10 protein-coding genes are annotated in these 13,470 nt (G+C 43.5%); 7 read left to right on the top strand and 3 right to left on the bottom strand.

The window, feature by feature from the left end:
• Positions 1-44: 44 nt before the first annotated feature.
• The 3 genes from BMY16_RS07645 (at position 45) to BMY16_RS07635 (ending at position 2,876) form a co-directional block, all read left to right on the top strand.
• A complete protein-coding gene (locus tag BMY16_RS07645; protein WP_091841370.1) occupies positions 45-998 on the top strand; it encodes a S66 peptidase family protein in 954 nt (317 codons plus the stop codon).
• Position 999: 1 nt separating this feature from the next.
• A complete protein-coding gene (locus tag BMY16_RS07640; protein WP_091841369.1) occupies positions 1,000-1,635 on the top strand; it encodes a DNA glycosylase in 636 nt (211 codons plus the stop codon).
• An 887-nt stretch (positions 1,636-2,522) separates the two neighbouring features.
• Positions 2,523-2,876: a lipocalin family protein gene (locus BMY16_RS07635; protein WP_091841368.1), complete on the top strand. Its 354-nt coding sequence runs from the start codon at positions 2,523-2,525 to the stop codon at positions 2,874-2,876.
• A 275-nt stretch (positions 2,877-3,151) separates the two neighbouring features.
• Here BMY16_RS07635 and BMY16_RS07630 read toward each other — a convergent pair whose 3' ends face one another.
• Positions 3,152-4,291 carry an AAA family ATPase gene (locus BMY16_RS07630; protein ID WP_091841366.1) on the bottom strand — a complete coding sequence of 380 codons (1,140 nt, stop codon included), beginning with the start codon at positions 4,289-4,291 and terminating at the stop codon, positions 3,152-3,154.
• Positions 4,292-4,459: 168 nt separating this feature from the next.
• On the bottom strand, positions 4,460-5,065 hold the full coding sequence (locus tag BMY16_RS07625; RefSeq protein WP_170836042.1) for a formate/nitrite transporter family protein: 606 nt from the start codon (positions 5,063-5,065) through the stop codon (positions 4,460-4,462).
• Between the two features lie 150 nt (positions 5,066-5,215).
• Here BMY16_RS07625 and leuS point away from each other — a divergent pair, with 150 nt between their 5' ends.
• From leuS to BMY16_RS07610, 3 genes are all read left to right on the top strand, one after another.
• Positions 5,216-8,035 carry a leucine--tRNA ligase gene (gene leuS, locus BMY16_RS07620; protein ID WP_091841363.1) on the top strand — a complete coding sequence of 940 codons (2,820 nt, stop codon included), beginning with the start codon at positions 5,216-5,218 and terminating at the stop codon, positions 8,033-8,035.
• Entirely contained in the window at positions 8,036-9,553 is a 1,518-nt protein-coding gene (locus BMY16_RS15925; protein ID WP_091841361.1) for a non-canonical purine NTP diphosphatase, read from the top strand. It abuts the gene before it with no gap.
• A gap of 130 nt (positions 9,554-9,683) precedes the next feature.
• Positions 9,684-11,528 carry a type IX secretion system anionic LPS delivery protein PorZ gene (locus BMY16_RS07610; RefSeq protein ID WP_244512975.1) on the top strand — a complete coding sequence of 615 codons (1,845 nt, stop codon included), beginning with the start codon at positions 9,684-9,686 and terminating at the stop codon, positions 11,526-11,528.
• A gap of 14 nt (positions 11,529-11,542) precedes the next feature.
• On the opposite strand, the gene nadA is transcribed toward BMY16_RS07610, so the two are convergent.
• Positions 11,543-12,487 carry a quinolinate synthase NadA gene (gene nadA, locus BMY16_RS07605; RefSeq protein WP_091841359.1) on the bottom strand — a complete coding sequence of 315 codons (945 nt, stop codon included), beginning with the start codon at positions 12,485-12,487 and terminating at the stop codon, positions 11,543-11,545.
• A 423-nt stretch (positions 12,488-12,910) separates the two neighbouring features.
• Here nadA and BMY16_RS07600 point away from each other — a divergent pair, with 423 nt between their 5' ends.
• Complete coding sequence (locus BMY16_RS07600; protein ID WP_091841358.1) at positions 12,911-13,444, top strand: RNA methyltransferase; 534 nt, start codon at positions 12,911-12,913, stop codon at positions 13,442-13,444.
• Positions 13,445-13,470: the final 26 nt, after the last annotated feature.

Genomic DNA, 13,470 nt, shown 5'->3' with positions numbered 1-13,470 from the left:
CTGAAAATAAATCATCTTTCACTTTTTATTCGTAACTTTGCATCATGATGAAGAAATACTGTCTCTTGGGGCTCTTGCTCTGCTGGATGCCCTCACTGTCAGCACAGATTCTGCATGAAGGCGACACCATCGCGATTATCTCGCCATCGAGCAGTACGGATACCACTACCATCAATGGGGGCATCCGTACGTTGGAGAGCTGGGGCTACCATTGTGTGGTGGGACCAAACGCCCTCAACGACTATCATGGTTTTGCCGGCACCATCGACGAGCGCCTCTCCGACTTGCTCTGGGCTCTCAGAGAACCAAGCGTAAAGGCCGTTATGTGCTCTCGAGGTGGTGATGGGGCTGCCCACCTGCTGGCACGCTTGTCGCTCGATACGCTTCGCCAATATCCCAAGACGATCATTGGATTCAGCGATGTGACAGCCTTGCTCTGTGCTGAGGCGAGGGCAGGGGTGAAGGGTATTCATGGCTCCATGTGCTGGGCACTAAAGACTTACGAGGGTAATGACACCATCAGTCAGACGCTCCGACGAATGCTGCAAGGTGAACTGCCCACCTATCGAGTGGCGCCCCATCCGCTCGACATCAAGGGTAGGGCAGAGGGCATCGTCGTAGGGGGTAACCTCTCTGTCTACAATGATCTGGCTGGTTCCGACTTCGACCCTCTGCTGCTCGATGATATCATCCTCTTCATGGAGGATACAGGCGAGGGGATGAGCAAGGTGGATCGCATGCTTCACAATGTGGAGATACGAGGCCTGCTGCCCCATCTACGAGGCATCATCGTAGGACAGTTCAACAAATACAAGCACCCCGAGAATGGTTTCCAGGATATGTATCAGATGCTCCACGAGTATATGAAGCACTATGGCATTCCCGTCTGCTTCGATTTCCCTGTGGGTCATGCCCATCTGCGCAACTTCCCTTTGCTTACTGGTGCCAGAGCCACACTCGAGGTGACGCCTGAGGGCACAACGCTTAGCTATCAATAGTATGAAGTCGTATCTGAACACAGAGAATATCCAGCGAAGCGAGGGTGGGGTAGAGTACCATCCGCTCATCCCTTTCCTGCCAGAGAATGCCAAAGTGCTGTTCTTGGGCAGCTTCCCTCCCCAGCGCAAACGCTGGTGCATCGATTTCTATTACCCCAACTTCATCAACGACCATTGGCGCATCGAAGGGGAGGTGTTTTTCGGAGATCGCAACCATTTCGTAGATGTCGAGGCTAAACGATTTAAGATCAACGAGATAGTCAGCTTCTGCCAAGACAAGGGCATCGCCTTCTACGATACCTCTACAGCCATTCGTCGCCTGATGGACAATGCCTCTGATAAGTTTCTCGAGGTGGTGGAACCTACGGATATCCCCGCACTTATCTCTAAGCTCCCTCACCTCAGGGCCATCGTCACCACAGGCGAGAAGGCCACAGACACCATCTGCGCCACCCTCCAAATCCCAGAGACGCCCAAGGTCAACACCTTCGTCACCATCCCCCAGCTCTTGAATCACGATTCAGAGTCAATCATCCTCTATCGCCTCCCTTCATCCTCTCGTGCCTATCCCTTGGCCTTCACCAAGAAAGCCGAGGCCTATCGGAAGATGTTCGAGCATACAGGACTCTTGGGATGAAGAGAAATATACTGACAAACCGATGCGTGAGAATCGCGTTTTAGAGCCCAACTCATCTTTGGGCTTGAAAGACGTGAAATATGAGCCATTTTGTAATTCGTTGATACTAAAACGGTTATGGATTTCGGGTCTGAAAATGTAAAGAATTCATCCTGCCAAACACTGTTTTTTAGCCCATTTTAGACTATCTTTGGCCCTATAAAAGACTAACTTTGTACGTCACAAACCTGGACTTTGCTCGGACTAAAGTCCAGGTTTAGTCCCATCAAACTCCGACGAAGGTTTCTTTTGTCAATAATTCTGCCATATTCAGGCTTTCCGTTTCCTGGAAGCACTCATCCAAGAGTGTTAAATTCTTGATACTTTTCTTTACAATTTGACATCACGTTTATTCTATTCCATAATAATGGTATAGATGCCTGAACGATGACGATGACACCGATTGTCATCGCTGTCATCGTTGGCGAAGAAGGGGTCGGGATGCAAAAGGATCTGGAGCTTTTGTGCCCTCAAAGAATTTTTCCATATACAAATGGAAGATTTGTTCTAATCTATCTCGATTATAACACTACTTGGCAGGAATCCAAAAGATTTCCTGTTTTTTTCTTTTGAGTTTCGGAAATATTTCTTATCTTTGCAGCGTGCATTAAATAATGCATTTACTTTTTTGCTCAATCGCTACTCGAACTACCACCTCGATAGATAATGAACGAGCAATATCAATTCACATTGAAGTTCACGCTAAGCGTGGATTTCCTCATAGTGGATTGATGGCTGTGGTAGGCCTGAGTAGCGTATGACGGAAGTCTGCGCTTTCTTTTTTAAAGGTTAGTGCAGTATCAATGAAAGAATAAAAAGCAATATTGCACAACTTAATTCAAAACATTATGTACAAGAAAAATTTAATTCATCTATTGGCCATTATGATGGTAACAATGTTAAGTTTAGGGTTCACATCATGCAGCAGTGATGATGATGAAACTTATACTAGTATCCCTTCTGGAACTTATATTGAGGAAAACGGTGACCCAATAGAATTGTTTACTATGGTTATAAGTGGATACCAGATAAAAATATCTATAACACAAAACGGAAATGTGTGGAAATCTTTTGAAGGTAAATATAAAATTGACGGAAATACTATTTATATTACAAATTCATCAGGTGAAACAGAAAGTAATTATTTTAAAATGAGTGGTAATAGAGTTACCATAGGGGAGATAACCTATATAAAGCAATAGCTAAATATTAGAATCTCAGTATTTAGCGTTATAGTATTCAAGAAATGTATGTGTTTAGATGTTCAGGATTTTTCCTAAACATCTAAACTTTTTCAACAGCTCATTAGATCTTGAAATGCTACCTTAACAACTATTATTTAAAAACATTGTGGGAAGGGAATTCTTGCGCTTTTGGGAGAACTGAGCGATCTTCGAGTTTGATAATGAGTAGGGGATGATTGTTTACTTCATTCTGATTTGGGTTCGAAGACGAGCATCCAGCGATGGAGTGGACTTTAAAATCTCTTTGATTTCAACCACAAAGCCATCAGAGGGTCAGCAATTGAGTAGGAACCCTCATTGCGAGTTAATAAGTCATATTCCAATAGTTTCTTTGCAGCAGCTTGAACAGCACTTGATGACTTTAAGCGATGACGTTTTATGAAAGCTGAAGCTGTTAGGTTTTTAACAGGTTCCTGTTCCTCACTGACAGCATAGAGTAGTTCTTTCTGTGTTTCAGTGACAAAGGCCAGTTGTTCCCTGAGTCTTGGTTCGCATTCCAACACATAGTCATTTATGATCTGTTTGATAGACGCTTCGTCGCATTTTTCACCTTTTGAGGTAAGATTGAAAGCATCCTTCATCATTCTCTGAAGATAAAGTGTTACACCAAAGAATGTGTCATAAACTTGTTGTACTGCTGCTTCCTCAATGGATTTTCCTGCCTGATTGAAGTGATAACTTGCAAACTGAAAATAGTCAGAAAACGGAATGGGCGACAATTGTATGCTACGGGCACTCATATAGAAAGGCCGCTTTTCAGAGAAAAACATCTCTTCCATCAACCTACGCTGACTACCAGAAAATACAAAATTTGCGTTTGAAAGCTTTTGTATGTGTGAGCGTAACATGGCCTCCACATTCTTTTCGGAATATTTAGTCACCTGCTGAAACTCATCAATAACAATGATACAACGTCGATCAGCCTTTTCTATATATTGGAATATTTCATTTAATGTATATTCCGGTGTTGTTAAATCACCCAAACGAATATCAAAAGTGGGTATATTTTGTATAGGGTCATAACCAAAACTTCCCTTTAACGACTTTAATGTTGCTGTGAATAACTTCATCATCTTTGCACTACGACGAGCAACACTGTCAAAAACAACACCTCCAAATAATTGGATGAATTCTCGCAGTGAGGTAGTGTGCAGAATATCAACGTTTATCAGGATATATTGCTTTTCGAGCATATTCACCTCACTGCAGTGTTCCACAAGCTTTGTCTTTCCCATACGACGCTGCGACATCAAAACCACGTTCTCCTCACTCTGAAGAAACTTCAGCAGACTATCTGTTTCTTCCTTACGATCACAAAATAATGCAACGGGAATCTTGCCTGACACAATAAATGGGTTGGTGTTCTTTATCATATCTCTGATATATTATGTTATACGCTGCAAAGATACAAAAACTATCTATATCCACAAAGAATTATTTAAAAAAAATAATTTTCTGAGAATAATTTGTTTGAAATAAAAGTAGGCAAGTACGAAGAAGCTCTCGAGCTTACGGATCGTGGGGAACGATATACGTTCTCGTCAGCCTTGAGGTTGCTGTTCGAAGACGAGCATCCAGCGATAGAGGTTGCAGCCTACGAAGTTGCCTAAGACTTCACTGATGTAAACGATGAGGACATCAGCCTGTAAGACTTGTTCTGCTGGGGAGACCAGGAAGTAGAAGGCATCAGCGATGGAGTGGGCAAAGCCACATAGGATGAACACAGGGACTCCTAAGAGCAAAGTCAACATCTTTCCCTTACGGGCAAACTCCACAGCTGTGGTCATGATAAAGCCACAACCAATGGCTAACAGGAAACAAGCAAAGGGTCCTTTGGCCAGACGTCCAGCCAGAATCTTCGAAGCAGGTTCGATGCAATCAGGCTGGGCATAGGCTATCAGCCACGCAGAGAGCAGACAGCCAATGATATTTCCCAGGAGTACCAAGCCAAGCATGGTCCAATCGCCCTTCATACGGATGAATCCTGCTGTGCCCGTATAGAGCTTCAGTCCATAATACACCACCGTGGTGAGTCCAAAAGCAAACAGTACGGCACCAGCCACACCACCAACTCTGAGATTAACCACACATCCTATGGAAATACATATTCCTGCCAGAATAGCCAAAGGCAAAATCTTTCTTATCATCCCTGTTCTTGTTATTATGGCTGCAAAGGTAACCATTTATTATCAATTGCCAAAGAAATAAATCAAAATAAATTTGGTTATTTGCACGATTTACACTATCTTTGCACCCTCAGTATTAATGTACGGAAACAATTAAAAAAGAAAGATACAATGGATTACAATTTCAGAGACATCGAACAGAAATGGCAGAAGCGATGGGTGGAGAATGGTACCTATCGCGTGGTGGAGGACAAGAACAAGAAGAAGTTCTACGTGCTGAACATGTTCCCTTACCCCTCTGGGGCAGGCTTGCACGTGGGTCATCCCCTTGGCTATATCGCCAGTGATATCTATGCCCGCTATAAGCGCCAGCAGGGCTTCAACGTGCTGAACCCCATGGGTTATGATGCTTACGGACTTCCTGCTGAGCAGTATGCTATCCAAACGGGTCAACACCCTGAGAAGACCACCGTTGAGAACATCAACCGCTATCGCAGTCAGTTGGATAAGATCGGCTTCTGCTTCGATTGGGAGCGCGAGGTTCGCACTTGCGATCCTATCTACTATAAGTGGACGCAGTGGGCTTTCCAGCGTATGTTCAAGAGCTATTTCTCTACTTCATCCCATAAGGCTCAGCCTACCATTAAGCTGATTGAGCACTTCGAACTGATGGGTACTGAGAACTGTAACGCCCTGGGTACTGAGGAGCTGCACTTCACAGCTTCCGACTGGGCTGGTTTCTCTGAGAAGAAGAAGCAGGAGGTGCTGATGAACTACCGTATTGCCTACCTGGCTGATACGATGGTGAACTGGTGTCCTAAACTTGGCACCGTATTGGCTAACGATGAGGTAGTGGATGGCGTCAGCGTTCGTGGTGGCTATCCTGTGGTGCAGAAGAAGATGCGACAGTGGTGTCTGCGTGTTTCTGCTTACGCCCAGCGTCTGCTCGATGGTCTGGAGGAGATTGATTGGACAGACTCACTGAAGGAGACCCAGCGGAACTGGATTGGTCGTAGTGAGGGTACTGAGGTAGAGTTCAACGTGGCTGACTCAGACAAGCACTTCACCATCTTCACCACTCGTGCTGATACGATGTTTGGTGTCACCTTCATGGTACTGGCTCCTGAGAGTGACCTCGTAGCTGAACTCACCACTCCTGAGCAGAAGGCTGAGGTAGAAAAGTATCTGGACTACGTGAAGAAGCGCACAGAGCGTGATCGCCAGATGGACCACAAGGTGACTGGTGTGTTCTCTGGCAGCTATGCCATCAATCCGTTTACAGATGAAAAAATCCCCATCTGGATTGCAGAATACGTGTTGGCTGGTTATGGTACTGGTGCCATCATGGCTGTACCTGCTCACGACTCTCGTGACTATGCCTTTGCCAAGCACTTTGGTCTGCCTATCATTCCTCTGATTGAGGGTGCCGATGTCAGCGAGGAGAGCTATGATGCCAAGGAAGGTATCATGTGTAACTCTGCTAGCAGCAAGTTCAGCCTCAATGGCTTGACTGTTAAGGAGGCTATCGCTGCCACGAAGAAGTTCGTAACAGAACAGGGCTTGGGTCGTGTGAAGGTGAACTATCGTCTGCGCGATGCCATCTTCTCTCGTCAGCGCTACTGGGGTGAGCCGTTCCCTGTTTACTATAAGGACGATATGCCCTATATGATCCCCAAGGAGTGTCTGCCGCTGCTGTTGCCTGAGATTGATGAGTACAAGCCTACGGAGACAGGTGAGCCCCCATTGGGTCGTGCTAAGATGTGGGCTTGGGATACCAAGTTCGACAAGGTGGTATCGAAGGATGAGATTGACAACAAGACTGTCTTCCCCTTGGAGCTGAACACGATGCCTGGTTTTGCAGGAAGTTCAGCTTACTATCTGCGCTATATGGACCCAAAGAACGAGAAGGCTCTTGTGAGTCGTGATGCCGATGAGTATTGGCGTAATGTTGACCTCTATGTAGGAGGTACGGAGCACGCTACTGGTCACCTGATCTACTCTCGTTTCTGGAATAAGTTCCTCTATGACTCTGGCTACTCTTGCGAGGATGAGCCCTTCAAGAAACTCGTCAATCAGGGAATGATTCAGGGTCGCTCTAACTTCGTTTATCGTATTGAAGACGAGGGTGCCGACAAGGGTAAGTTCGTCAGCTTTGGTCTGAAGGATCAATACACCACAACTCCCATCCACGTAGATGTGAATATCGTTTCGGCTGATATCCTCGATATCGATGCCTTCAAGGCTTGGCGTCCTGAGTATGAGAACGCTGAGTTTATCCTCGAGAATGGACAGTACAAGTGTGGCTGGGCTATTGAGAAGATGTCGAAGTCGATGTTCAATGTGGTTAATCCGGATATGATCGTCGAGAAGTATGGTGCTGACACCCTGCGTCTCTATGAGATGTTCCTGGGTCCTGTTGAGCAGTCGAAGCCTTGGGATACCAATGGTATCGATGGTTGCCACAGATTCCTGCGTAAGTTCTGGAACCTCTTCCAGAATGGTTTCGATGAGGGTGAGGCTACGGCAGACAATCTGAAGAGTGTGCATAAGCTCATCAAGAAGGTATCCGGCGATATCGAGACCTTCAGTTATAACACCTCTATCTCTGCCTTCATGATCTGTGTAAACGAACTCTCTCAGCAGAAGTGCAAGAACAAGGAGATGCTGAAGACGCTCGTGATCCTGATTGCTCCTTTTGCTCCCCATATTGCTGAGGAACTTTGGGAGATGCTGGGCGAGCAGGGTAGTGTCTGCGATTCCAAGTGGCCTACATGGAATGAAGAGTATCTGGTGGAGAGTCAGGTGAAGCTGGGTGTCGCCTTCAATGGTAAGGCACGTTTTGAGATGTCGTTCCCTGCTGATGCAGACAACCAGACCATTCAGGATGCTGTGCTGGCAGACGAGCGTGCTCAGAAGTACCTCGAAGGTTTCCAGGTAGCAAAGGTTATCATCGTCCCTAAGCGTATGGTGAACATTGTTCTGAAGAAATAAATGACAGTCAATCACAAAATCATCTGGAATGAGGTCAAGGATTATTTATTTATAACCCTTGGTCTCTTTCTTTACACCATAGCCTTTACCGTATTCCTGATGCCTTACCAGATTGTGGCAGGAGGTGTGACAGGTCTTTCGGCTATTATCTACTATGCTACGGGATTCCATTTGGAGAATACCTATATCATCATCAATGGCATCCTGCTGATGGTGGCCCTGAAGATTCTTGGCTTCAAGTTCATGATGAAGACCATCTTCGCTATCTTCACCCTCTACTTCATGCTGATGTTCGCACAGGATATACTGCCTAAGCAAGCGAACGGACTGCCTTTCAAACTGATGGGTGAGGGACAGGATTTCATGTCGATGATTATTGGTTGTGTGATTACGGGTATTGCTTTGGCTACTGTATTTACACATAACGGTTCTACTGGTGGCACAGATATCATTGCTGCCTCAGTGAATAAGTTTCATCCCAACGTCTCTTTGGGTAATGTTCTTATTGCTGCCGACTTCTGTATCATTGGCTCCTGTATGTTCTTCCCACAGTTTGGTTCCTATACAGAACGAGCTCATAAGGTGATGTTCGGCTTCTGCGTGATGGCAATGGAGAACTATACACTCGACTATGTGATGAATGCCCGTCGACAGTCTGTACAGTTCTTTATCTTCACAAAGAAATGGCAGGAGATAGCCAATGCCATTGGTACGAAGATGAATCATGGTGTAACCATTCTCGATGGTCATGGGTGGTATACAGGAAAAGATATGAAGGTGCTCTGTATTCTGGCCAAGAAGAACGAGAGCATCAATATGTTCCGTCTGATCAAGATGATTGATCCTCAGGCTTTCGTATCTCAGAGTGCTGTTATCGGCGTCTATGGCGAAGGCTTTGATGAGATGAAAGTGAAGATCAAAAGTAATAAAAAGAAGAAAATGAAACTCGTTTTTGCAACAAATAACCAGAATAAACTCAGTGAAGTGAAGAAGATTTTGGGCAATCAGTTCGAAGTGATGTCACTATCAGATATAGGTTGTAAAGAAGATATTCCTGAGAAAGGACAGACACTGAGAGAAAATGCACTCATCAAAGCACAATATGTGTATGATAAGTACCATGTGAATTGCTTTGCTGACGATACAGGTCTTGAGGTCGATGCCCTTGGTGGAGCGCCTGGTGTCTATAGTGCCAGATATGCTGGTGGAGTGGGGCATGACTCACAAGCTAACATGAAGAAATTGCTTCACGAACTCGATAATGTAGATAATCGTAAAGCCCGTTTCCGTACTGTCATTGCTTTGATTATCGATGGTAAGGTCAATACCTTTGATGGTATCGTCAATGGTGAGATTATTCGTGAGAAGCGTGGTGGTGAGGGATTCGGCTACGATCCTATATTCCAACCAGAAGGCTATAACAAGACCTTTGCAGAGATAGGTTTCGATGTAAAGAATCAGATTAGCCACAGGGCCAGAGCCGTGCAGAAACTTGCAGACTTTCTGTTGAAAACGTAAATAAGTAAAAGGGTAAAAAATGAAAGTTCTATTATTCAATAGAAAAAAATCGGTAAAATGGTTATTACCTTTTTACCTTTTTACTTTTTCACTTTTTTACCCTCATATCTTATTACCTCTGAATGCCCAAGTGGCCACTTGGAAAAACCATCTTGCATATCACCAGGTGCAGAGTATCTGCAAGGCTGGCGATGAACTCTTCGTACTGGCTTCTAACGGATTATATCAGTATAATCTCAACGACCAGAGCATTCTAACTTACGATAAGGTAAATGGCCTTAGTGACACCCATATCACCCATATTGCTTGGTGCCAGCAGGCTAAACGACTTATAGCCGTCTATAAGAATGCCAATATCGATCTGATAGAGACTGATGGTGATATCATCAATATCTCTGCACTTTACAATAAAACGATAACAGGCGACAAGACTGTCACCGATATCAGCATTGACGGTATCTATGCTTATCTGCATTGCGACTTTGGTATCGTGAAAGTGAATATGCAGAAAACTGAGATTTCAGATACCTATACACCTCAGATGCCCGACTTTCCCACAGATCTACCAAAGTATCAGGACAACTACGAAGAATATATTGCTACCGTATCGACACTCAACCCTGGAGGTCCGGCTTATAATTGCTTTTATGAGGCAAAAATGCTGGATGATAAGTTGTATACCACAGGAGGATATTTTCTGCCGAATATGCCAGATAACCAACTTCCTGGTATTATTCAGGTATTTGATGGTAATGACTGGAAACTCTATGAGGAGCAAATTAGTCAGATTACTGGATATCCTTATTTAGACATTTGCTGTATCGATGTTGATCCGACCAACGAAAAGCATGTCTTTGCAGGAGGCAGATGCGGACTCTATGAGTTTAATGATGGAGAACTCGTAGCTTATTATAATAAGGATAACAGTCCGCTAAAGGGCGCTAACGACAGAGGTACAGAACTAGGTAATGACTATCTACTGATTCTTGGTATTAAATTCGACAGTCAAGGTCATCTTTGGGTACTCAACAGTATGGCAAAAGATGTCAGTTTGCTTGAACTAACATCAGATCACCAATGGATTGATCATCATCAAACACAATTGACAGACGACGCTGGAAACGCACTTCCAGGACTTCGTAATATGATGATTGACAGTCGTGGGCTCCTTTGGTTTGTCAATAGCAACTGGCAGAAGCCGTCACTTTTCTGTTACGATATGCAGGACGACATCATGCTGAGATATGATACCTTTATCAATCAAGATGGGGTGAAAAACGAGGTGACAGTAGTTTATTGTGTCACTGAGGATAAAGAGAATAATATCTGGGTAGGCACAGATGTTGGACCCTTCATGATTCAGAAGTCAGAAGTAGGGAAGGAGAGTGTTACCTTCCAACAAATCAAAGTGCCTCGCAACGATGGTACGAGTTATGCGGATTATCTGCTTAGTGGTGTCAGTATCAACAGTATAGCTATTGATGGAGGTAATCGTAAGTGGTTTGCTACGAATGGAGCTGGTGCTTTTCTGATTAGTGCGGATAATATGGAGCAGATCCATAACTTTACGAAAGCAAATTCCAAATTGATTAGTGATAATATCACCTCCATTTCTATCAATCATCATTCGGGAGAAGTATTCTTTCTCTCAGACGAAGGACTCTGCTCTTACCAATCAGATGCTACAGAACCAAATGAAGAAATGAATAAAGATAATGTCTGGGCCTATCCTAATCCTGTGACTCCAGAGTACTCAGGATTGATTACAGTTACTGGCTTGACCTATGATGCTGATGTGAAGATTACGTCTTCTAATGGTGCCTTGATAGCTGAAGGACGAAGTAATGGTGGTATGTTTACCTGGGATGGATGTGATAAAAAGGGTAGGAGAGTGGCCAGTGGTATTTATATGGTTGTTACAGCCACCAGTAATGGAAAGAAAGGAACGGTTTGTAAGATAGCTGTCATCAACTAAAAATGTTGGAGTGATTAACTCAACTCCAACATTCTCTCTATGGGTTTTACGGCCTCCTTGGCTATCTCAGGATCTATCTCTATCTGAGGATTTTCATTCATTAAGCAGTTGTATACTTTCTCAAGTGTATTCATCTTCATATACTGACATTCATTACAACTGCATTCCAGGCCGCTCTCGCTGATTTCAGGAGGCACAGGAATAAATTCCTTATCTGGACAAGTTCGCTGCATCTCGTGAAGAATACCAGCCTCTGTAGCCACAATAAACTGCTTCTTGTCACTCTGCTGAGCATAGTTCAGCATCGTTGCCGTACTTCCTTTTACGTCAGCTGCAGCCAATACCGGAGCCTTACACTCTAAATGAGCCATCACTACAGCCTCAGGATATTGTTTCTTCAATTCAATGATTTTTTCTACAGAGAAACGTTCGTGTACATGACAACCACCATTCCAAAGTAACATTTCACGACCTGTTACCTCATTGATATAATTGCCAAGATTATAATCAGGACCAAATATTAACTTAGCATCCTTTGGCAACTGATCTACTACTTTCTTGGCATTACCACTGGTTACAACTACATCAGTTAAAGCCTTCACCGCTGCTGTAGTATTCACATAACTGATGACTTGATAACCAGGATGTTCTTCCTTAAACTTTTTCAGATCCTCAGCTTTACAACTGTCTGCCAGACTGCATCCTGCTTCAAGGTCAGGACAAAGTACCATCTTATCAGGAGATAGCAGTTTACACGTCTCTGCCATGAAATGAACACCACACATCACCATGATCTTGGCATCTGTCTCTGCAGCCTTTCTTGCCAAAGCTAATGAATCACCTACAAAATCAGCAATATCCTGAATATCGCCAATTGTATAATAGTGAGCCAGGATAATGGCATCCTTCTCTTTACATAAACGACGGATTTCCGCTTTCAATGCTTCAGTTTTCAACATTACAATATATTTATTTTCTTTTATTTTTTCTTTCTAAAAAAGAATAAGTAGTATGATATGCCGTTAATATCTTGATAACTTTTCTCTCTTTTTCTTGTGAGATAACTTATAAACTGTAAAACATACACTATTAACTACTGCTGTGAATTGTTATTGCTTGATAATGAATACCTAACGTTATTTATCCACAATTTCTATTTTCGGTGCAAAATTAATAAGTTTATATCTTTTTTCAGCAAAAAATGGTGGAAAAGTTGTTTAAATGACAATAATAAGTGTGTTGATATCCACTAATTCCTGGCTTAAGATGGTATTTTGTTTATAATCCACCATGTTTTCCACATAGTTATCAACAGGTTTATCCACAACTTTTTATTTATTACTTTTCGCTTTTCATATCTTTTTCGTACCTTTGCAGCTGATATGAAGAAACTGAGGACAATAGAAATGCAGCGCCTCTCTGTAGAGGAGTTTAAGGAGGCAGAAAAACTACCTTTAGTAGTAGTACTTGATGATGTACGTTCAATGCATAATGTAGGTAGCGTATTTCGGACAGGTGATGCTTTCCGTATCGAGGCTGTCTATTTGTGCGGTATAACCTCAACACCTCCCAGTACAGAGATTCATAAGACGGCTCTTGGTGCAGAAGACAGTGTGACTTGGCATTATTATCCGACGGCTATGGAAGCCGTTGAGGCATTAAGAAAAAATGGGTATGAGATCTATGCCGTAGAACAGGCTCATGGCTCAACTAAGCTCCAGACTTTTACACCTATTAATAATACTAAGTATGCTGTGATTTTAGGAAATGAGGTAAAAGGTGTCCATCAGGAAGTGATAGATGCATCAGATGGTTGTTTGGAAATACCTCAATTTGGTACCAAACATTCCATGAATGTATCTGTAACAGCTGGTATAATCATCTGGCACTTCGCTAAGGCTCTTATATATAAATAAGGTGGCAAAACGATTGCCACCTTATT

The sequence above is a fragment of the Prevotella sp. ne3005 genome (genome assembly GCF_900110085.1).
Taxonomy (GTDB): Bacteria; Bacteroidota; Bacteroidia; order Bacteroidales; family Bacteroidaceae; genus Prevotella.
The sequence above is the reverse complement of the archived record's forward strand: the minus strand, read 5'-3'. Positions and strand labels throughout refer to the sequence as shown.